This window comes from Pantoea sp. LS15 (genome assembly GCF_012241585.1).
Classification (GTDB): domain Bacteria; phylum Pseudomonadota; class Gammaproteobacteria; order Enterobacterales; family Enterobacteriaceae; genus Enterobacter.
Genome location: NZ_JAAVXA010000006.1, coordinates 214234 through 236060 on the forward strand (window position 1 = coordinate 214234; position 21827 = coordinate 236060).

Below are 21827 nucleotides of genomic sequence, written 5' to 3' on the forward strand. Positions count from 1 at the left end.
TAGTTTTCGAAGTATTAGGTGTACATAATATTAACTAGATCTACCAGATGATAATTTGACAAGAATAATCGTCTATCTCACTGTTTTAATTTAAATAAATATCTTAATCGAACCAAATAAATTTGTAAATCTACGAAATGCTTATTATTAATATATTGGAATTATACTTTTTGTAAAGTTTAGGAGGAAAATATGTGCAGTATTTGTGTGGATTCTTTTATGTTCGAAAATGGTGAGAGATATTGTCATGTTGTAAATAAAGATACTGGTGAGCCATTGTATTATCCAAACTTGTATATAACAACACAAGTCAGGAATCGGTCAGAGTCTATATCAACAATGAAGGTTATCGCTGGGAGCATTTCATTGTTATATCGATTCTTTATGAGAAAAAATATCAATATTGATGAAAGAATTCAGAAAAGGATATTTCTGGCTCCTCATGAAATTGAAGATTTGATCGAATTCACTTCATTCAATTTTCGAGATGGCGAGAATGATAATTTTAGAAGTTCAAATGTCAAAAAACCAACTAAGTACTTTCGGATAACAACCATAGCTAACTATCTGGAATGGCTGTGCAAAATACATCTTTCTCATACAGGACAGAAGGATACTCTCAAATATATTTTAGATTTCATTAACAACATAAAACGAAAGAAACCGAGAAATAATGATAAATATAATATGGATATAGAAAAAAGTTTAAATAATGAACAATTGGATTCTTTGTTTAGCATTCTTGCACCGGGTAGCAAATTAAATCCTTTTTCAGAAAAAGTGCAAAAAAGAAACAATCTAATATTCCTGCTATTACACTGCTTTGGCCTGAGAGCAGGTGAACTTTTGAATCTGCGAATTGGTGATATAGATTTTGCAGAATCGACAATTGCAATAAGAAGAAGAGCAAATGATAAAACAGATCCGCGAGTGTATCAGCCTTTAGTTAAAACTTGTGAGAGGAAATTAATTGCTGATAAAAAGCTCATGTTTGAAATTTCAGATTATATTCTGAATGATCGAAGAAACATAAAAAATTCTAACAAACATGATTTCCTGTTTATTACTTATAAGGAAGGAAAAACTCAAGGGCAACCTATTTCATTTTCTTCATATCACAAAGTGGTGAGTGTTGTTCGTCAATCCTCCTCACTTCTAGGGGGATTGACAGGTCACAAACTCAGACATACATGGAATTATGAGTTTTCGAAAGCAATAGACAAGAATCAGGACATATCCGATGAAAAAGAGCAACAAATCCGTTCTTATCTCATGGGATGGCGACCGGGTTCAGAAACTTCAATGATTTATAATCGCAGGCATATTTATGAGCTATCGAAAAAAACTGCACTTGAACAACAAGAGCAACTATTCAAAGGAGAATTTGATGAATAATTTAATTAAAAATAAATCTGATAAAATGTCTTTGCATGAACATAAAATCGTCAGTTCGATTGAAAATAACGGAATCAATCTTACAAACTTAATATGTGCTATGAACGAAAATTTGGTTTGTGGGTTTGTATATACAGTACAATATTATTTTAATAGCTACAGCTATTTGTATGTGAAAAATATTGTTAGAAATATGGAGAGTCTTATCCGTAAACTATCTCCTACTCATATTGATGATAAGGTTCTAATTGAATATCAAAATAAGAAATTATCAAAAGCCTCAGCATCATTTCGCGTTTTACGACCATTTTTGATTAAATGGTTTGAGTTAGGATATCCGGGAATAGATGAAAGTGCGGTAGAACTGTTAAAGCATTTGGACCTAAAAATAAAAAAATCTGGTCAGTCTGTGCTTCAAGATGATCCAACAGAGGGACCATTAAATAAAGAAGAACATACTTCTTTGATTAAGGCTATGAATCATGCATATAGAAAAGGTGAACTGTCACTGCCACATTATGCAATATCACTATTGATCAGTCTTACAGGTAGAAGACCTCAGCAGTTAGTTATGTTGAAATATAAAGACCTTCTTCAAAAGAACTTAGATAATGGCAAAGTAGAATATGTAATTTCAGTGCCACGAGTAAAACAACGGGGTAAAGAACTACGATATCGAGAACTTGCAATAATATCAGAGGTTGCATCAATTGTTCAATTGCAAGCTAATCAATCAGTGAAACTTGTTGAGCAAGCTCTTGGAAAAACTCTTGATGATTATTCTAAACGAGAAGTTCCTATTTTCTTAAATGAGGAAAAACTCTTAGATTTATCCATAACAGGTTCAATTCTTCTGGAATATAATAAATTATATGCGAAGCCTACAATTGCTAATGTAGCATTGAAAAGTATTGTTAATAATGGGAATGTAATATCCAACCGTACCGGTTCGATACTAAATATTACTCCTCGTAGGCTTCGTTATACAATAGCAACTATGCTGGCTAAGAATGGGCATAATGTTAATACTATAGCTGAATTATTGGATCATTCATCTACTTCAAGTGCGGGGATTTATATTAAAAATCATGCTGACAGTGTTGAAAGGATTGATTCCGCTGTTTCAGAACAATTGTCATTTGTCGCTGATATTTTTATGAACGGAATCAAATCGAAAAAGAGTAGTCATTTCAAATTTTTTTCTTCAAGTAGATGCCAGAGTCAGAATTCAGGATTTCCTTGCAATCAATGTATGTTTTTTATTCCGATTGATCGCAGTGAGGTGAATCAACTATGAATAATATTATTTTGTTCAAATCAAAAAAACATATTCTTGTAGAAGAAAATTATAATGAGTTCATAAAATTTTGTCGCTATCAACTGTCCGGACTAACCCAAACTCAGGATTGGGAGCAGTATGCCTGGAAAGGATATGTCACATTTAGAAAAATAGGGATTGGAAATAAAATCTTTGATTCCATTGATGCAATGCACGAAGATTATATCAATTTTGCGAAAGCATATATCAGATATCAACACACATTGAAACCATTAAAAAATTATGGGGTTATTATGATGGCCTTGCGATGTCTCGAACAGGCCCTTTTGCAGGTTCAGAACACTGGTCTCATTTATAATGTTACAGCCGTTGTTTTCGATGAGGCAATGCAGATCGGGAGTAAATATTTTGAAGGTAACGTTTTGGCTAAATGTGGAATACAGCTTGAAAAAATATCAAAGTTTCTGTGTGAACATAATCTTGTGAAGTCAGGATATATCTCATGGAAAAACCATGTAAAACAGAAAGTCAAAAACAATTATCTTACTGAGATTGAGGATTATCACCGAAGCGATAAGTTACCAGATGAAGAAGCATTGCTCGCTATTGCTGATATTTTTTCTCAAAATGATGAGTTACTGAGTCCAAGGGATAAGTTCACCAGTTCAGTATTTGCACTTCTACTTTGTTGTCCGAGCAGAATTTCTGAAATTTTAGCCTTACCTGCTGATTGTGAGATTACACAAATAGATGGCAAGGGTATCGAAAGATATGGTTTGAGATTTTATTCGGTAAAAGGGTATGGCCCTAATATCAAATGGATTCCACGGGTTATGATACCAGTTGCAAAGAAAGCGATTAGAAGATTACTTTCCTTATCACAAAATGCAAGAGCACTTGCTCACTGGTGCGAAAAGTACCCGGATAAATTTTACCGACATGAGCTTTGCCCAACAGTTGATGAAAAAGCTAAATTGACCGTTGTACAAGTTTGCCATGCACTGGGGTATAATTTATTTGATCATAAATCATGTGTTTTAAAAATTAAAAGAACGAGTTTGGATGGTGGGAAAAGTTTCTTAAACCACAATGATTACAACTATTCATTGAGTAATTTGTGGGAAATTATTAGTTCTAATTTTAGCAGAGATTTTCCATGGTATGATAAAGAAAAATCCATAAAATTTAGTAATGCTTTATGCTTGCTCAATACTGATCAATTTTCTTTATCAAGAATGACTTCAATTTTCACATTTTACAAACCTACTAAAAGTTTCTTTTTCAGTGACATACAAAGAAAAAAAAGCTATGAGATGAATTATAAAAATATATTTTCCCGATATGGATATTATGATGATGAAGGTAAACCACTACTTATTCGCTCACACCAGCCACGGCACCTTTTAAACACAATAGCCCATTATGGTGAAATGTCTGAACTGGATATAGCTAAATGGTCTGGTCGTATCAATGCGAATCAGAACAGAGTTTATAACCATGTGTCGGAAGAAGATATGTTAGATAAAATCAAAGCTATTAAATTGAATAGGAGTAATTACTGTCAAAGGGAGTCAATACCCACAAATGAATTGACAATTGATTTTGATAACCTTAATCAAGGTGCAATACACTTAACTGAATTTGGTTACTGTGTACATAACTATTTAATCAAGCCTTGTGCAAAAATTAATCATCTTATTGAATGTGATAATGAAACACCGGACATTAACTCAGTAGATAGAATTAGACTGCAATCTGTCCGAGAGAAAGTAATGCAATTAAAGAGAATAACTCAGATCGCTTATGAAAATGGTGATTATGGTGCAGACAAATGGTTGCAACACCACAAAAAAAATTTGGAAAGAATTAATAAACTATTGAATAATTGAAACAGGAGATGCATATGGCAAAACATTTAAACAGGAGTGAAATAAAGGCAATTAAACACATTATACTGACTTGGGACGGTAAAATCACATGGAGCGATTTATGTGAATCAGTTTATAAGAATCTAAACAGAACTATCACAAGGCAATCTCTAAGTGCTCATGATGAAGTTGTTGAAGCATATAGAACAAAGAAAAATTTGTCTAATTTGAAAAAATCTGGCCTTAAAAAGCCAGCTAACTTAACGATTGCGGCACAACAAATAATAAATCTTAAAGCCGAAAATGAAATGTTAAAAAAACAGAACAATAGATACAAAGAGCAGTTTAGCTATTGGCAGTATAATGCTTATAGACATGGTCTCACTATGGAACAATTGAATAGACCATTTAATAAAAAATAATAGTTGATAGGTTACACCTATTGACAAGTTAAATAAATACGATAAATATAAATATATGGTCAGGATGACTATTTCAATTATGCAAGGATGCATTTTATGGACAAAAACATCATCAATTCAGAGTTTACTCTGGAAGAGCAACTTATCATTATAATTGATAAATATATCTCAAAACGGTACCAGCCCGGAGATAAAAGTTTCTCATATCAACTTTACTTAATTTTTGTGGGATACCATTTAAAATATTTTTACCCTAAAAGGATTTATTCCAAATCCAATCGTAATATTGATAACATAATGACTATGTTTAGCTCGGTATACAAAAGTCTGACAAGCAATCTTCTACAACGATTAAATAACAAAGAAGGAGTTATTAGGGAACTAAACTCGCTTGTTAATTACATAGATAACAATCAAGAAAAAGCAGAGGAAATCTATGCTACTGTCAGAGCACAATATGAAATGAAAGTAATTGAGAAAGAGTTAACCCATGAAGTTCGCGTAAGAACCGTCAGGTTATAGGCAATAAAAAGCCCCTAAGCAGGGGCTAAAAGACTTCTTGATATAGGCTACTACTGAACTTCTTTCCAGACACCATCAGATTTGATTAGTTTTACTGGTTTTGTTTGTTTCATATTACTAATAGAGGCATCGACAATGCAGTTATAAACATTGTTTGCTTCTTCTGTGCAACTAACTTTCTTCACGTAATCGATTCTTAAAAGATCTTTTTCTGTAACTCTTGAATCAAGAGCTTTCATACTTGTATTTGTTCTATCTACAACACTTTTGAAAACATTGTATATATCGTCTTGCGATGGTTCATTGTTACATGCGGTTAGAAGGAAGGTGGTAATGATAACTGTGATAATTGAGTATATTTTCATTTTCTTATCCAAAAAACAATTAATTAAGAATGCCAGTTTTGGTGTTGTTATTGTCAGAGGAAAAAGTCCATTTACTTACAGTCTCTCCCTTGAAGTCGATTTCAAGAGTTTTAGACTGAGTTTGGGAACCGCCAGTAAACAGCCCCACAACAGGAATGAAAGTCGTTGCATTGAACTGATTGTTAGACATGAAATATTTCCATTGCTCATTTCCGTCATCGAGTGTGGTTCTTGTATCAGGCTCACCTAACTTAGTGAGTAATTCCGTCTTAGTTGTTTTGTTTTTAATGATCTTTGACTGGAGGCTTTGTGGTGTTTCGTTTTTAAGGTTCTGGTTCCCTGATGTTGAACAGCCAGAAAGCAGGAAGACAATAATAAAAAAAGAGGACGTTATAAATCGGTTCATTTACTTTCTCATTTTATGTTTGCGGTTGTGTGAAATTAATTTCACCGTATAAAAACAACTCTGTCTGCATACATTCTTTTGATTTTATAGATAAGAATAATGATGCTTACGAAAAACGTAATGACTGATACAAGAGTGCTGCCGGTCCACGAAAATGCTAACCACGCGAGACCAAATGCCACGAATTGAAACAGGAATGCCACACTGAGCGGGCTTTCACCGTAAGCGACCTTTGCATGACAGCCTTTGCAAATCCGCACACCATGAGGACTTTGTGTAAAGCAGAACGGGCACTTTATTGTTTCGTTTTCCATAGCTATCCCAATCTGGAAGATTAAATGGTGCGTTTACAGAGATTCTCGATGACCGACTCGCTTTAGTAAAATTGCTTGTACCGATCGATGGTTGTTTCTTGATAGTTGAAATCTATCATTAGTAGTTTATTGATCTGTAATAACGATCAATATTTTCTTGACTAAACACAAATCTATTACTAGAGAATAGAGTGTGGTTACGAAAGGTGTTTACAACTAGCTGTCTATAAACGAATTTTTCTCGCCTTGTTTAAAGGTTGGATTACATGAATTTTTGAGAAGTGTGTGTGGGTTTTGTGAAGAATGGACTTCCCATAGCTTCTGAGAAGCTCTGCGAGCCTTCTGAGAAATGGAATCCAGCCGATAAGCCTGAGATGCTTTTGCTGTTGTACTGAGTTTTTTTGAAGAATCTTTTCTACGATTTCGTTTCTTCTGTCTTCTTTGAGTCGTAGTTCGAGTTCAGCAATTTTTTCACTTATGCTTTCCTTTGAAATATCCGTTGTTGAAACATCTTTTGCAGGAGCAGGAGCAGGAGCAGGAGCAGGAGCAGGAGCAGGAGCAGGAGCAGGAGCAGGAGCAGGAGCAGGAGCAGGAGCAGGGATAACTCCCTTTGTTGTTCGCAGAGCTTCTAAGTGATCTGGGTTGTAGTTAAGCTGCTTTTGAAGATTTACCCAAGAGTATGCCTTTCCAAGTTTGGATGCCTTGAAAGCGATATCGCGGTATTCGAATGAGAAGCCGTTCATCTTACCGGTAGAAGCAATGTTAGCCGTCCAGCCGACTTCAGCTTCTTCCAGTCGTTTTATAAAAGTTAAAAGATCAGGTGTATCTGCCAAACTTTTATCAAGTATCTGTTGTAGAGCTTCTTTAGGGGAGGGAAGGCCAGTCCGTTCTGCAAGCATCTGTTCATTACGGGAAACTTTTCTTCGCTTCTGTTGCTTTGGTGTAATGGAAGGGGCTGGCTTGGTCACTGTCAGACCGTGAGCGATTTCGAGTTCACTAATGATCCGTGTGCTGATAAGGTTTTCATTCCTACCCAAGTAGAGCTTCCCTCCATTGAGGTCTATGCGACTTGCGATAATGTGTATGTGCTGACCAGCCGGATCGTCATGAAGCACATAGCAACGAACATGAGTATCACTGAATCCCATTCTCTTCATGTAGTCGTCAGCTATCCTTGCCCATTGGTCATTCGATAATGATTCACCATCAGGTAAGCGAAGCGAGTTGTGCCAAACTGGTTTTGCGACATCCTGGCGAAGATGCTTGGTGCTATCGAACTCTGCAATCATTTCATGGGCGGTGTCACCCAGCATATTGCCCCCGATTACGACTGGATCGCATTTATGATGTGCTCCCGGTTTCAATGCGTATTGGACCACACCAGCAAAGTTCTTACCCCTGCGAATCTTCCGCATACCCTTCATTCGGGAGGCTCCATATACTGTCACTTAAAAGATTCGTGCGAAGCTCTTCCAGTTGTCGCTTCACAGCGAACAATTCAGTATGGGTAAGCTGACTGTCCTTGCTTTTACAATCTATATGGGTCGCAATTCGATTTAGCTTTTGCGATATATCAGTTAAAGCTTTCCAGGCTTTGGTATTAATCGTTGGTATAACAGGAGGCAACTTTTGAAGGGAAGCCATGCGAAGCCACTCGCCTTTTTTATAAGAGCCTCGCTTTATATTAAGGAGTTGCAGTTCTTCAACATTCAATCGGACACTGACACAATAGCTTCTTACTGCTTCTGAAGGAATTTTACTTTTATTAAAACTACCACGGCGGGAAGTTTTGGATAGATCTATATCATCGCTATAATTTATCTTATGCATATAAACTCCATTTTGTATGATATTAATTAGTTAGCATAATCCATATGCTTTATATATCACTTATATAACGAATGAGTTTTTTGTCAATCTATAGGATGGATTGTTTTGATTTCTTTTATTGTCTGACTGAAAGGAAGCAAGAAAAGCAAGAGCTTTATAGAACGGTGCAACCGCTTCTATAAATTAGCTCTTGCTTATATTTAGAGGGATTGTTGACTTTGAGATTGAAATTGCTATAACTGTATTTATTAATAATGAGGAGGGTATATGAAGATAGCTTTTTTCCTTGCACTTGTTGCTTCAATCAATTTAAATGTATTGGTTTTTTTTCCGAAGTACTCTGGTTGGTTAGGCATGATGGATTTTTACATAGTGATTTTTTCATTAGGATGGGTTCTTTATCAAGTTAAATATAGTCGCGTAAATAAATAAAAACCCAAGGGGCACTTGTCATTCCAATCGCTACAAATAGAACTAATTTGTAATAAAAGTTATTGTGAGTTATTAAGTCTGGTATTGCAGTATTTGATGGTGTATTATTCATAACAGAAGCCGAAGGTCCATCATTTTTGGGTTCAGCATTCAATTTCTTTTGCTTTATTACCTGGTTTTCTTTATGTCTGTCATTTATAAATTCGACTATTGTTATTAAAGTTTTACCAACAGTTGAAATAAGTATTAAAACTTTTATACCAATTTGATAGAGGTGTTCTGCAATGTACTGCAAATCTGTAAAACTTTTATAAAATTCATAATCGAATAAAAATAAATATAAAGCATAGCTTGCTGATGCAAATAATATTGCATCATTTAATGATTTAACGGATTTACCTCGGTAAATATACCATAGTGCTATAAAAAGACCGCCTGCAATAATAGGGAGGATGCTAATGTAATCAGGGATTATATCGGTGCTTAGAGGTTTTAGATAATGTTTTACGTTCTTGATTAGATAAAATATGCTAATTGAAAGAGCAATTAAACATGCAATAAAGAAAAAAATATTTTTGATGATTATTTTCCATTTTTTTTCTTTATTGGGATGGTTGCTATTGCTATTGCTATTGCTAATTTCTTCAGTCATATAGTTACCTTGCAAATAACATAAGTACAATAGGATATCTTTCTACAAGATATCCCATAGCTTGTTTCAGTAATTAGGCGAAATTAAAGAAAATATATCTTTTCTTTCTATAAAGATGCCAAGCTCATCATATGGGTTTCCGTAAGCTGAGGCTGAAAGCCAATTAAGACTCGTGATCAAAATGTTGTCATTATCCCATGATAATATTTTTGCATGAGAAATAGGATCTTTCTTCTTCTCTAAAGTAATTCCATTTTTTCTTAAAGAGTTACTCATGTCATCAAGTTGCTGTGAATTGATACCTCCGCTAAGAGATGAGTAATACATGTTAATATTAAGACTGCTATTGGCTGTCATTGATGTTATCAAGGGAGTTAAAATAGGTCTTTCTGCATTATTACTAATTCTATGACTCGCAATAAATATTGATTTTGTTGCTTTGTCTCTTGCATCTAAAACAAAATCATGATGCTCATTTTTTGTGATGATTTTAATTCTTACATTTTTGTTCGCAGAATCTTCTGATGATAAATGCTCACAAGCTTTTTTCAATTCGTATGAAATGGCTGAAATAGATTTGCTTAAGTTGTTAGATACTCTAGATTTTCCTTTAGAAATTATGCTCAAAATATCTAATACTTCAGTCGTCAAGGTATCATTTGTTACGAAAACAGAGCATTCATACCTATTAAATCCACTTGCTAACCAGTTACATGAACCGATGGTTGAACAATATCCGAATTCCATTGTATCGCATACTATAACCTTTGCATGAGAACCTGTTGGATCTGAATGTATTGTAAAAAGGGAGGTTAATCCAAGCTTTATAATTTCTTCTCTATAAGACTTAAGGCCCTCAAGAAATTGGTTATAACTTCCGATACTTCTCTCATCATCGGGTTCTTCTTGGCCCCATAAGATATCAACTTGAACTCCGCGTTTAGCAGCATCAGTTAATTTCTGAAAGATTGATTCAAAGTTTTTTAAGTGTATAAAAGTTGAATGGATAATGATTCTACTAACAGATTTATCGATCATCGCGATAAGATGATCTCGATGGCTGTCTGAACCTGATATTATTCGGAATTCAGTTTCATTAATATAGTGTTCTTCAAATCTATTTTCAAAAGACTCGGTATTATAAGTGCTTATTTTTGAGTTCTTGCTAAGAGAGTCTATATTAGTATTTATTTCACTTCGCTTCATATTAGCTGCAGCGATAATATCTGCGGCTAATTCTTTTGAGATATCAGATGGAACACCCGTTATGTTATCTGCTTCATCAACTTGTGCTATAGCAAAAGTTCTATTTTGATAATAAGGTCTATCATTAGCTCTTTCCTCATACCCTATAACCTCTTCGTCAGTATCTTCAACACAATTTAGAATGTCTGATGTGAACGGTGAATGTTTGGGGTTTTTAATTTTGAGTTCTGTTGATATCGAGTGTTTATTCTTAAGTAATTCATTTGCTCTTGATGTAGGATATATCTGATAGTTTTGATTTCTTGCATTTACTCGATAACATTTTGCTGTGATTGGATCTATTAAAAACTTCCGAGTAGATTCCAGTGGCTCTCTTTCATAAGGGAGTTCCTCACGATTAGCAACACTCCTTCCTTTGCTGGTAATCCTGAAGTTGTATTTAGAATTCAATTCAACTAATTCAACCCAACCCAATTTCATAAATGGCAATATTATTTCAATTATGAGCCGTTGTGGAAGATTAGATTTTAATGATAGCTCTTCTATAGGATAGGGTTGGAGGCTAATCTCTTGAAGTAAAAAATGATCTAAAGCTCCCCATCTATGGCCTTTAAATATTTTGAATTTATGAACTCCATAATGAAAAGGAATTTTAACATATATGTTTTTATTTTTCATTTTTATTTCCTTTGTTTGTTATAAAGTTTGATGTAATTAATGAAAGCTTTCTCTCATTTAAAGACAAATCCAGTTTATCAGTTAGTCTTGGAATAAAATCATATTCTTTTGAGTTCTCTCTGGATATACGATTAGACCAAGCCTTGAGGAGTTCATATGAACCGACTATGATCAATTTGTACTTTGCTCTACTAAGTAAAACATTTATACGGCGTTGATCTGATAAAAATCCTAATGCACTCTTAATTGTGCTTTTACCATTGTTTCGTACTAATGAAATTAAGACAATATCAGCTTCGCCACCTTGGAACGAATCAACAGTAAGGCAATAACCATCATTATCATCTGGTGGAATGTAATTATTTAAAAGTGTTTTGAATTGATTTTTTTTCTTTTCAATTTCAATATGCTTTGAAATTAATTTAACTTGATTTGAGTATGGAGAAAGAATTGCCAACTTTATTTTTTTTGTTGGGTTGGAGTTCTTGTCCAAATCTTTGAGAATATCTATGATTGCCTTACATTCACTTTCGTTTGACCAGATTGGTGTATGCTCTCCTGCTCTGTTACCTTTAGTTTTTTGTACATCTGGTTGACTAATCCATACCAGTGCTGGTGTATTTGTGAGGTGAGATTCCTCTTTTAAGTTAAGTACTGATTGAAAATCTTCTGTAAGATACTTCCTTTCTTTATCTTTATCGGTAACTAATTTGTTGTTATAAAAAACATTTGAAATCACTTCTGCAATATGAGGATGCATACGGTGCTGGACTGACAGCATTGAGGATAATTTATTGTTTCTTTTATAATCTTTTCCCTTTATTTTTTCATACATTACGTCTTGTCTTTCATCATCAATAATAAGAGATTCAAATAGATTTACATATTTGGCTGCCCGTAATCCTATTTCTCTTGCTTGATCATCGGTTATTGATGAAAAGTGACTATTACGCATTAGTTCATTTTTTAATTTAAAATTACTTATGCTGTCAACTTCTTCAAAGGTGTTTTTAAGTTTTGTATTATTGGTTAAAATGTTTCTTAACTCAATTGAACGATACGGTGGCAATTGATTGTGATCACCGATCATTAATCGTCGGTAGGATAATAAAAGTGGGCTTATTAATTCTATACCTGTAACCTTTCCACTTTCTTCCATGATCGACCAATCAAATTGTGCTCTTTCTTTTATCATTCTCTCTACATAATCTGAATTAGTTGTAGCAAATATTAAGCTTGCTGATTTAATTAGTTGATTAATTAGTGGGTATCTCTTTACTGGAGGAGCTTTAAGCAAACTGGAAATATTACTTTTTAAACTTTGATTGGAAGAGTTTTTGTATAAAGGGCTTTCTACGAACTTCCGCAAATATTCTAATCCAGTTTCATCGGCACTGTTTAAAATTATATTATCTTCGCCAGATATTTTGTTGCATCTAATAATTATGGGATCATTTGTATGTTTGTTTTCAGTAAGTAAATCTTTGACAACTTCGTGATATAGATGTTGAACGGTTGCATGACTCTGTGCGGTAAAGAGTATCCTGCTATTAGGTTCTTCTTTAAAGATAAATTTAGAAATTGCTTTGACTAAGTGAGTTTTACCTACTCCCGGTGGACCTTGTACAAGGTTCATTGGCAATGTTGATAATACTTTTGTAAAAACTCTTTGTTTAGATTCATCCAATGAGTCCATTATATCTTTTGCAATTATATCTTCATTGCTTACTGTGAGATTTGAATTAGGGGAAGTAATTACATTCATCAATTCGATATGATTTTCAAGCATATCCAATGTATTTGCATGTCTTGTTATTTGGCGCAGAGTTCCTTCAATCGAGTCGGGAACAATATAAAAATTCCTCCATTCTGGAAGAGGTTTTTTAGAGATGAAGCTATATATTTCTTGATTGTCTTGATCTGTTTCATAGCCATAAAACTCTAAAAGAATCTCTTCGTCAACTCTACTGAAATCATTATTGTCTACTAAACTCCAGGATACCTTATCGTTGTTTTCACTACTATTTATAATCTTTTCAAGCCTGACAGATGGTGAGTCGATACTTAGCGACTTAGACAGTTCCTCCGTTGTTTCGTCAAATTTGGGAATGAATTTAAAGATCCATGAGCTAATATTATCTGGTTCGCTTTCTTCACTGATGTTTTCTACAGGGAAAATTTCTGCTTTTGCATATGCGATATTTGTAATATGAACGGCAGTTAGGCCCTCCAATAATCGAAGATGTTCTTCATTTCTTTTGTTTTTAGTTTTACCTATATCTTTGAAAATCATTTCCCAAGACAGTAGGCTTAATGAGTTATCATTACTATTCAAAAATTTCCTGGCTTCGTAATGAGTATAACATGATATATTATTACTATTTAGTTCAATGTAATTATCTTTACCAAAGAATCTATTTGGCAACTCTAAATATGCATATTGTGAATAACCTAAATCCCATGTTTTGTCACTCGTTCGATGGTCAGGTTGAAATGGTGTTAGTACATAAAAAAGTTCTTTCCCTTTCAATACTACATCATATCGATTGTGTTCTGAGGTATTAACAAATAATACTGGTGAATCTGATAAATCTTCGCTTACGAAACTCTTTATTATATCAGAGTCATCTCTGGATATTGTGAATTCACTTTTCTCAAAGATTATTTTTTGTATGCAGTGAAATAGCTCTTTTTTATCTTTGGTATTATCAGATTGTTCATACTTAGTGTTTATTGCTAACCCATGAATAGTTTTCGTTTTTTTATAGAATTCAGTAAGCTCATCAATTATACCATCTAAAAACTGTAGAATATCTTTTTCACCAAGAAGTTCTTTTATAGCATTTTGCTGAATAGGTTGGATTCCTAATAGACTACGAATTATAGCTACTTCACTAATTGTCAGATCGTACTTAGAAATGAAGTATTCTGCTGGGAACTGCAGAGATTTAATTTCATTTATATCTATTTTTAAAAAGTTTGCTATTAAAATTCCTAAATCGATCCAATCTGTAGCAAAAGTTGATATTTTACCGTGTTCACCAACAGGCTCAATTTTAGCTCTGGTAAGTGTAGGCATTCGGATTGACCACTCGAAGCCGGTCAATTGAAAATCGTTATAATCATCTGATTCATAATCATATGTTAGAATTGAATTTTCATCTAAATGTCGATGTAACAACCCTTGCGCATGAAGCAAACCAATAGCATTTGTAATTCTACAGATATTTTTCCAGAATCTGATTCTAACTGCCGGATCTTTTAAACGGGTGAGCCAGTGGCTTTTTCTTGGGAGAGATAATGTTCTTTTATTCAATAAGTAAGAAGTAGGTACTCTACCATCAGAATTTAAAACAAGATAGTACCCTTCATTTGTTTTTTTTGATTCAACAGGATTTACTATATAATCTCCTACTCCAGGATATCCCTTTAACCTTTGTAGTTGTCGTAATTCATGTTGCCAAATACTTTCAAGAACTTGTTCATCACTTGAGGTATTTCTTGGCCAATGTTTGATAATGTAACTCTCTCCATCTTTAAGGGTAAGAATTACTTCAGGAATATTTCTATTTGATTCTGTTTTTAGTAGATTTCTTTCTATAATCTCATAATTATCAAACAGTTTATTTTCACTCATAGACCAACCTTATTCATAAATGCTGTGTGAACTTTACGGATGAGAATTGTACATTTAAATGCTACCGCCCCAACATATGCATGTATGCTGTACATTGTATTTATTGCTAACATAAAAAAACAATATATACAATGAGTTAAGTAGTGTTGTTTGGTTTGGATCAAAAAAAAAGCTTCTGAAATTATTTGACCAGCTATTGCTTAATCTCAGAAGCTAAAACAGGGCTTTAATTGGTTAATGCTGGGTGTATGGTTCTAAGTTGTTCGTTGAAAATAGAGATGCAATCCTAGTAATTACCTTTGTTTATTATGTGTTTTTTAATTATTAAGCTGCAATGGCTTTTAGCCTTTGAGCTTGCACATAATCACTCCACCACTGCATGAGAACCACTCGTTCTGCAAGATAATCTGCGCGATTATATGCGGCAATTATTTCATCTTTCTTCGAGTGAGCAAGGGCCGCTTCTAAGACATCTGTCCTGAACTTACCCGACTCCTCTGAGGCCGTTCGTGCAATAGATCTCATTCCATGGGCTACAAGCTCTCCACCAAAGCCCATACGGATTATGGCCGCATTCGCTGTTTGTTCATGCATATGATTGAGTGGAGCTTTGATACTGGGGAAAACCCACTCTCTGTGCCCACTGATGGCTTTCATTGAATCCAAGACTCGCAAAGCTTCTTTGCTTAGTGGAACTTTGTGAGGCTTCTTCATTTTCATAAACTCAGCCGGGATGTTCCACATCGATTTTTCAGTATCTATATCGGCCCATCTTGCACGAACGGCTTCCCCTGGACGAACCCAGGTCAGCAATTGCCATTCAATCAGCAATCTTGTCTCCATACGAACTGAGGCATTGTTTAACACCATTAGGAAGCGGGGTAACTCGGAAGGGGGTAATGCTGGCATATTCTGTTTTTTAGGCTTACTGAACCGTTGCCCAAGGTTGTCAGCCGGATTGAACTCGATAAGTTCTTCAGTCGCGGCCCAGCGAAATATTTCATTTAATCGGGAAATGATTCGCCGTAAGGTTTCGAGGACTCCTCGTTGCTCAATAGGGTCGAGATGTTGCTTTAAGAGTTTGGGTCGGATCTCATTGATAGGAACCTTACCCAAGCCGGGAAATATATTTCTCTCCAAGCTTCGCCAGATGTCTTCTGCATGGTCTTGTGAGATACCAGAGGTCTTTACCTTCTCATCCAACCATTTCCTTGCCACGGCTTGGAGAGTGTGTTCAGTAGCATTCTTTAAGGCATTAGCTTTATCGTTGTTATGAACTTGGGGATCAATGCCATTAGCAAGCAAGGAAAGGTATTCATCTCGTAAGGCTCTGGCTCTTGCCAGTGTAAGGTGAGGATAGGTCCCAAGGCTCATTTTGGTTCTTTTTTTACTCACTGGCACTGCATACCTGAAATACCAATTCTTCTTTCCTCCTTTCGAGAGGGGAGCGATTCGTAGTATCAAACCATCTCCGTCAAACAAGTTGATTTCTTTGTCGGCTGGTTTGGTGCTTTTGATTTCAGTGTCAGTGAGCTTCTTAGCGATTTTTGCCATTTTGGGACCCTCGGTTTTTGGACCCTTCTTAGTGGGTCCCATTCAGGGTGCCATATGTGATAGTTCTCAGCAATTCTCACTGGACGACAATAGACGTAAAAAAGCCCGCAAGGCTGATTCCATGCGGGCTTAGTAGACTTCATTGTACTTCAAACAACTAAAAAGTGGTGGAGCTGGCGGGAGTTGAACCCGCGTCCGAAATTTCTACATCCTCGGTACTACATGCTTAGTTTGTCTTTACATTCGCACGCCAGCTGCGGACAGACACGCCACTAACGAACTAGCCTGATTAGTTTTAACGCTTCAACCCCAGGCAGGGCTTCCACGCGATCTCTTTTGGGTTTGACCTCTCTTTGATCCCCGTCTTAAGAGCGGAAGCTAGGGAGAGAGGGCTCAGAGCAGGTTATTAAGCTGCTAAAGCGTAGTTTTCGTCGTTTGCGACTATTTTTTTGCGGCTTTTAACGAGGCAAACCGCCCCTCGGCATGCACCTTGGGTTTCGCAAATCCCGTCGAATCCAGAATCAGCCCCAATAGTGTTGAACTCAGTATACCAGATTTCACTTCCTGGATACCAGCCCAGAACGCTAACTTATTGAATAGTACAATAAGTGTGCAGAATCAACGCCCTGCATTTTTCATGATGCGCGCTTTGTCGAGCTGCCACTCGCGCTCTTTCAGGTCAGTACGTTTATCGTGCTGTTTTTTACCCTTCGCAACGCCAACTTTCACTTTGCACCAGGCATTTTTCCAGTACAGCGACAGAGCAACCACGGTGAAGCCTTCACGGTTGATGCGACCGTAGAGGGATTCCAGCTCGCGCTTGTTCAGCAGCAGTTTACGTGTGCGTGTTGGGTCACAAACATAGTGTGAAGAGGCAACGGTCAGCGGCGTAAAGTTCGCCCCGAACAGGAAGGCTTCACCATCTTTCAGGATCACGTAGCTATCGCCGATGTTGGCTTTCCCGGCGCGCAGCGATTTTACTTCCCAGCCCTGCAACGCAAGGCCAGCTTCGAATTCTTCTTCAATGAAATACTCATGGCGAGCACGCTTGTTGAGCGCAATGGTCGCCGAGCCTGGTTTATGTGCTTTTTTCTTCGTCATAAGTGTCGTAAAGCCGTCGGTAATCTGATTTCAAAAAGTCACCTCATTGCGTCCTGTGAGGTCTAACGCGCTATCTTAGCACGAGATGAGGCTTAGCGTTTTTTTAACAGGTGATAAATGTTATTATTTGTCCGTTGTGTGACCATGGGAAATGCTATGCCTCAGATTAGCCGTACTGCGCTTGTGCCTTACAGCGCGGAACAAATGTATCAGTTAGTGAACGATGTTCAGTCTTATCCAGCGTTTATTCCTGGATGTACCGGGAGCCGTGTTCTGGAGTCTGGTCCAACGCAGATGACTGCAGCGGTGGATGTCTCCAAAGCGGGGATCAGCAAGACGTTCACCACGCGTAATACGCTGACGAGTAATCAGAGTATTTTGATGCATCTGGTGGATGGTCCGTTTAAAACGCTGATGGGGGGCTGGAAGTTTACGCCCCTGAGCGCTGACGCCTGTCGTATCGAGTTCCATCTGGACTTTGAGTTTACGAATAAACTGATTGAGCTGGCGTTTGGTCGCATCTTTAAAGAGCTGGCTTCAAATATGGTTCAGGCGTTCACCACCCGCGCCAAAGAGGTTTACAGTGTCGCATAAGATTGCTGTGGAAGTGGTGTACGCGCTGCCGGAGAAGCAGTATCTGCAACGTGTAACGCTGGAAGAGGGTGCGACTGTTGAGATGGCTATCCGCGCTTCCGGCATCCTTGATCTTCGCAGTGATATTGACCTGGCGAAGAATAAAGTCGGGATTTACAGCCGCCCGGTTAAGCTGGGTGATGTGCTGAAAGAAGGTGACCGGGTGGAGATTTATCGTCCGTTGATTGCCGACCCGAAAGAACTGCGTCGTCAGCGTGCGGAGAAAGCGGCTAAGTAGCGCTTTCTTCCCCGGTGGCGCTGACGCTTACCGGGGCTACGTTTCTGTGCAAGAATTCAGAAACAAAAAAGGTGCTCATTGAGCACCTTTTTGCATTTCTGACACCTGATTATTTGGTCAGGGCAGGCTTGTTGTCGATGTTGGTCAACACACCGGCGCTGCTAAAGGTCAGCGTCAGGGTTTGCTGGGTCACATCTTCGTGGCCCGGTTGCTGACGGAATACATAGAACCAGGTGTTTGTGCCGAACGGATCGGACATCATCGGGGTTCCCAGTGCATAAGCGACCTGCTGTTGTGTCATCCCCACACGGATTTTGGACACATCGTTAGGGGTAAGGTAGTTCCCCTGGTTGATGTCAGGACGGTAAACCACTTTCTCCAGAGTGGAACAGCCTGCGGTCAACATCAGAAGAACCGCTGCGGCAGCGGTCAGCATTTTACAACGCATAGTGATTTGATTCCTTTTCGGGCCCGAGCAGAACGCGGCTCATATGTAATATGCCGATGATAATAGACCTTGCCCCACTTTGAAACCGGTCTGGCGGCGTTTTTGTTGTTCTCTATGACCCTGAGATCCCGAAAAAGTTTATGCCGCCAGCAGTTCTTTCGCGTTTGCGAGCGTATTTCGTGTGACTTCACTGCCGCCAAGCAGACGAGCCAGCTCCTGCAGACGCGCGCGTTTATCCAACGGTTTCATGTGCGTTTCCGTCATTTCACCGTCGGTTTCTTTACTGACGATAAAGTGATGATGACCACAGCCTGCCACCTGTGGCAGGTGGGTAACACACATGACTTGTGTTGATTCACCTAATTGACGCAGCAGTTTACCGACTACAGCAGCCGTTGGACCGCTGATCCCGACATCCACTTCATCGAAAATCAGCGCCGGGGTTTCCATTTTACGTGCGGTAATCACCTGAATCGCCAGTGCGATACGCGACAGCTCACCGCCGGACGCTACTTTGGAGATGGCCTGCAGTGGCTGTCCTGGGTTAGTGGTGACGCGGAACTCGATACGATCCGCACCTTCTGCCGTCAGCACATTCTCTTCAAAGCGGACATCGATCGTAAACACGCCGTGCGGCATCGCCAGCGTGTGCATACTGTCGGTGATATGCTGACTTAACTCCTGGGCGTAATGCACTCGAATCTCGTGCAGTTGTTTCGCCGTTGCCAGCGCTTGTTCATGATGCAGGCTCACCGCCAGAGAGAGGGTTTCCTGCGAGTCAGCCTGATCGTCAAGCTGCTGCTGTTCTTCCAGCAGTGACTGATAGTAATTTGGCAGTTCTTCCGGCGTAACGTGGTGCTTACGAGCCAGTGAGATCTGACGGGAGATGCGTTGTTCCAGCTCAAACAGACGGTTCGGGTCGAGATCCAGACGTTCACAGTAGTGGCGCAATTCATCACCGGCTTCTGAGATCTGAATCGCGGCCTCTTCCAGCATATCCAGTACGCCAGAAAGTTTGCTGTCCATGCCAGCCAGTTCGGTGACCAGTTGACGAACGTTATACAGCTGGCTTTGCAGGTTCACGTCTTCGCCATCCGCAAGCATGTTGAGGGCGTTCTGACTGGTTGAGAGCAGGTGACCGCTGTTGGCCAGACGCTTGTACTCTTCGTCGATTTGCTCAAACTCACCCGCCTGCGGGTTGAATTCGTTCAACTCTTTTAACTGGTATTCCAAAAGCTCGGCGCGTGCGGCGCGCTCCTGGCTTTGCTGCTGGTGCTGGGCGAGCTCACGGCAGCTTTGATGCCACTGGCGATAGTGTTCTGCCATAAGCTGAGTGAGCGCGTACTCACCTGCATAACCATCAAGCAGGGCTTTCTGCTGTTCTGGTTTGACGAGTTGCTGATGTGCGTGCTGGCCGTGGATCTGGATAAGCAACTGGCCAAGTTCGCGGAGCTGGGAGAGCGGAACCGCTGTACCGTTGATAAAGCCACGGGAACGACCGTCGCTGCTGATCACACGGCGAAGTAAACACTCACGTCCGTCTTCCAGTTGGTTTTGTTCCAGCCAGCGCTGGGCCGCAGGGGTATCTTTCAGGGAGAAGCGGGCACAGAGATCGGCACGGTTTGCGCCCATGCGCACCATGTCTCCCTCGGCACGGCCGCCAAGGCACAAGCCGAGGGCATCAATGGCAATGGATTTACCTGCACCGGTTTCCCCGGTGATCGCCGTCATGCCGCTGTGGAAATCGATCTCAAGCTCACGAACAATGGCAAAGTTGCTGATGGTCAGTTGTGCCAGCATAATTGTTTTCCTGTATGAAAAACCATAACTGTGTTTTCATACAGTATAAACTGGTTTTATATACAGTAAAGCGCTGGATGCAAAATCAGAACAATTTTTTTGACCAGCCAAGCTTCGAGCTTAATGTGTTGAAATAGCTGTAATCTTTCGGGTGAATGAGATTCAGGTGGTAATCACACCGACGAATAAGTACGTCTTCCCCTTCCTGGATCGGCAGCGCTATCTGGCTGTCGCAGCTGATCTCCAGGTCATTTCGGCGGTGGGAGAAGCGCAGACGAATGGTACTGCTACCGTTGATGACCAGCGGACGGGCGGAAAGCGTATGCGGGAACATGGGTACCAGCGTAATGGCGTCAAGCGAAGGGGTCAGGATCGGGCCACCTGCAGAAAGGGAGTAAGCGGTCGAACCTGTCGGGGTGGAGATAATCAGCCCGTCAGAGCGCTGAGAGAACGCGAAGATTTCGTCGATATAGACTTCGAACTCAATCATATGCGCTACTTTACCGGGATGCAGAACCACTTCGTTTATTGCGGTGCTGATCCGCTTCTGGCAGTCCTGCTGGCATACCTGCGCTTCCAGTAAAAAGCGTTTTTCGCTGATATAGTGACCTTCCAGTACGTCGGCCAGTTGTTGCTGGGCATTGTCCGGGTCGAGGTCAGTTAAAAAACCGAGATTGCCACGGTTGATACCGATGACCTTGATGTCATAACGCGCCAGCGTACGGGCCGCGCCGAGCATGTTGCCGTCACCGCCGACCACCACGGCGAGATCCGCCTGTTGGCCAATTTCCGCCAGCGTGCCAGTTTTGACGCTCTTCAGCTGTAGCTCCTGAGCAATCTGTTGCTCAACCATCACTTCATAGCCTTTGCTACACAGCCAGCGATACAACATTTCATGTGTCGTCAATGCAGTAGGGTGACGCGGATGCCCGACGATCCCAATACACCTGAAATGATTATTCATTTTCTGGAGGTCCTTGTGCCTGATGAATGATGACAATCTGTCTTGTTCCCTTGAATCCCGGAAACTGATCCCCATAATAAGCG

The 21827-nt window shown here is 38.9% G+C and carries 20 protein-coding genes and 1 other RNA gene; 7 read left to right on the forward strand and 14 right to left on the reverse strand.

What is annotated here, in order from left to right:
• Positions 1-192 precede the first annotated feature (192 nt).
• The 5 genes from HED65_RS11690 to HED65_RS11710 all read left to right on the forward strand — a co-directional run bounded on the left by HED65_RS11690 (position 193) and on the right by HED65_RS11710 (position 5486).
• Positions 193-1395, forward strand: coding sequence for a tyrosine-type recombinase/integrase (locus tag HED65_RS11690; protein ID WP_008322898.1), 1203 nt, complete (start codon positions 193-195; stop codon positions 1393-1395).
• The gene (locus HED65_RS11695) at positions 1388-2692 is read left to right on the forward strand and encodes a tyrosine-type recombinase/integrase (protein WP_047718536.1); all 1305 of its coding nucleotides are present in this window, start codon (positions 1388-1390) and stop codon (positions 2690-2692) included. Before HED65_RS11690 ends, HED65_RS11695 begins: the two co-directional genes overlap by 8 nt.
• On the forward strand, positions 2689-4563 hold the full coding sequence (locus HED65_RS11700; RefSeq protein WP_114978711.1) for a DNA-binding protein: 1875 nt from the start codon (positions 2689-2691) through the stop codon (positions 4561-4563). Before HED65_RS11695 ends, HED65_RS11700 begins: the two co-directional genes overlap by 4 nt.
• Positions 4564-4577: 14 nt before the next feature.
• Positions 4578-4964 (forward strand): hypothetical protein, encoded by a 387-nt coding sequence (locus HED65_RS11705; RefSeq protein WP_001062150.1) that lies wholly within the window; start codon positions 4578-4580, stop codon positions 4962-4964.
• A 96-nt stretch (positions 4965-5060) separates the two neighbouring features.
• Positions 5061-5486 (forward strand): hypothetical protein, encoded by a 426-nt coding sequence (locus tag HED65_RS11710; RefSeq protein ID WP_000360018.1) that lies wholly within the window; start codon positions 5061-5063, stop codon positions 5484-5486.
• A 50-nt stretch (positions 5487-5536) separates the two neighbouring features.
• Here HED65_RS11710 and HED65_RS11715 read toward each other — a convergent pair whose 3' ends face one another.
• The 11 genes from HED65_RS11715 to smpB all read right to left on the reverse strand — a co-directional run bounded on the left by HED65_RS11715 (position 5537) and on the right by smpB (position 17661).
• Complete coding sequence (locus HED65_RS11715; RefSeq protein WP_000708681.1) at positions 5537-5851, reverse strand: hypothetical protein; 315 nt, start codon at positions 5849-5851, stop codon at positions 5537-5539.
• A 19-nt stretch (positions 5852-5870) separates the two neighbouring features.
• Entirely contained in the window at positions 5871-6257 is a 387-nt protein-coding gene (locus tag HED65_RS11720; RefSeq protein ID WP_001078959.1) for an SEN1984 family lipoprotein, read from the reverse strand.
• Positions 6258-6298: 41 nt separating this feature from the next.
• The gene (locus HED65_RS22675) at positions 6299-6571 is read right to left on the reverse strand and encodes a hypothetical protein (RefSeq protein WP_007666384.1); all 273 of its coding nucleotides are present in this window, start codon (positions 6569-6571) and stop codon (positions 6299-6301) included.
• A 224-nt stretch (positions 6572-6795) separates the two neighbouring features.
• Complete coding sequence (locus tag HED65_RS11725; protein WP_114978712.1) at positions 6796-7995, reverse strand: relaxase/mobilization nuclease domain-containing protein; 1200 nt, start codon at positions 7993-7995, stop codon at positions 6796-6798.
• Entirely contained in the window at positions 7964-8401 is a 438-nt protein-coding gene (locus HED65_RS11730) for a hypothetical protein (RefSeq protein ID WP_001549549.1), read from the reverse strand. Before HED65_RS11730 ends, HED65_RS11725 begins: the two co-directional genes overlap by 32 nt.
• A 406-nt stretch (positions 8402-8807) precedes the next feature.
• Positions 8808-9485 (reverse strand): hypothetical protein, encoded by a 678-nt coding sequence (locus HED65_RS11735; RefSeq protein WP_114978713.1) that lies wholly within the window; start codon positions 9483-9485, stop codon positions 8808-8810.
• 66 nt (positions 9486-9551) lie between these two features.
• Positions 9552-11369 (reverse strand): phospholipase D-like domain-containing protein, encoded by a 1818-nt coding sequence (locus tag HED65_RS11740; RefSeq protein ID WP_001549546.1) that lies wholly within the window; start codon positions 11367-11369, stop codon positions 9552-9554.
• Positions 11359-15006 (reverse strand): AAA domain-containing protein, encoded by a 3648-nt coding sequence (locus tag HED65_RS11745; protein ID WP_001549545.1) that lies wholly within the window; start codon positions 15004-15006, stop codon positions 11359-11361. Before HED65_RS11745 ends, HED65_RS11740 begins: the two co-directional genes overlap by 11 nt.
• Positions 15007-15330: 324 nt before the next feature.
• Complete coding sequence (locus HED65_RS11750) at positions 15331-16560, reverse strand: integrase domain-containing protein (RefSeq protein WP_001549544.1); 1230 nt, start codon at positions 16558-16560, stop codon at positions 15331-15333.
• Between the two features lie 165 nt (positions 16561-16725).
• Positions 16726-17089, reverse strand: a transfer-messenger RNA (tmRNA) gene (gene ssrA, locus HED65_RS11755).
• A gap of 89 nt (positions 17090-17178) precedes the next feature.
• Positions 17179-17661: an SsrA-binding protein SmpB gene (smpB, locus tag HED65_RS11760; protein WP_008502505.1), complete on the reverse strand. Its 483-nt coding sequence runs from the start codon at positions 17659-17661 to the stop codon at positions 17179-17181.
• A gap of 156 nt (positions 17662-17817) precedes the next feature.
• Here smpB and HED65_RS11765 point away from each other — a divergent pair, with 156 nt between their 5' ends.
• Positions 17818-18255, forward strand: coding sequence for a type II toxin-antitoxin system RatA family toxin (locus HED65_RS11765; RefSeq protein ID WP_195757727.1), 438 nt, complete (start codon positions 17818-17820; stop codon positions 18253-18255).
• The gene (locus tag HED65_RS11770) at positions 18245-18532 is read left to right on the forward strand and encodes an RnfH family protein (RefSeq protein WP_114978714.1); all 288 of its coding nucleotides are present in this window, start codon (positions 18245-18247) and stop codon (positions 18530-18532) included. Before HED65_RS11765 ends, HED65_RS11770 begins: the two co-directional genes overlap by 11 nt.
• Before the next feature lie 109 nt (positions 18533-18641).
• Here HED65_RS11770 and bamE read toward each other — a convergent pair whose 3' ends face one another.
• The 3 genes from bamE to nadK all read right to left on the reverse strand — a co-directional run bounded on the left by bamE (position 18642) and on the right by nadK (position 21744).
• Positions 18642-18980: an outer membrane protein assembly factor BamE gene (bamE, locus tag HED65_RS11775; protein WP_014884883.1), complete on the reverse strand. Its 339-nt coding sequence runs from the start codon at positions 18978-18980 to the stop codon at positions 18642-18644.
• A gap of 138 nt (positions 18981-19118) precedes the next feature.
• Positions 19119-20780 (reverse strand): DNA repair protein RecN, encoded by a 1662-nt coding sequence (gene recN, locus HED65_RS11780; RefSeq protein ID WP_114978716.1) that lies wholly within the window; start codon positions 20778-20780, stop codon positions 19119-19121.
• Between the two features lie 85 nt (positions 20781-20865).
• Positions 20866-21744, reverse strand: a complete 879-nt coding sequence (gene nadK, locus HED65_RS11785) for an NAD(+) kinase (protein WP_013098356.1) — start codon at positions 21742-21744, stop codon at positions 20866-20868.
• Between the last annotated feature and the right edge of the window lie 83 nt (positions 21745-21827).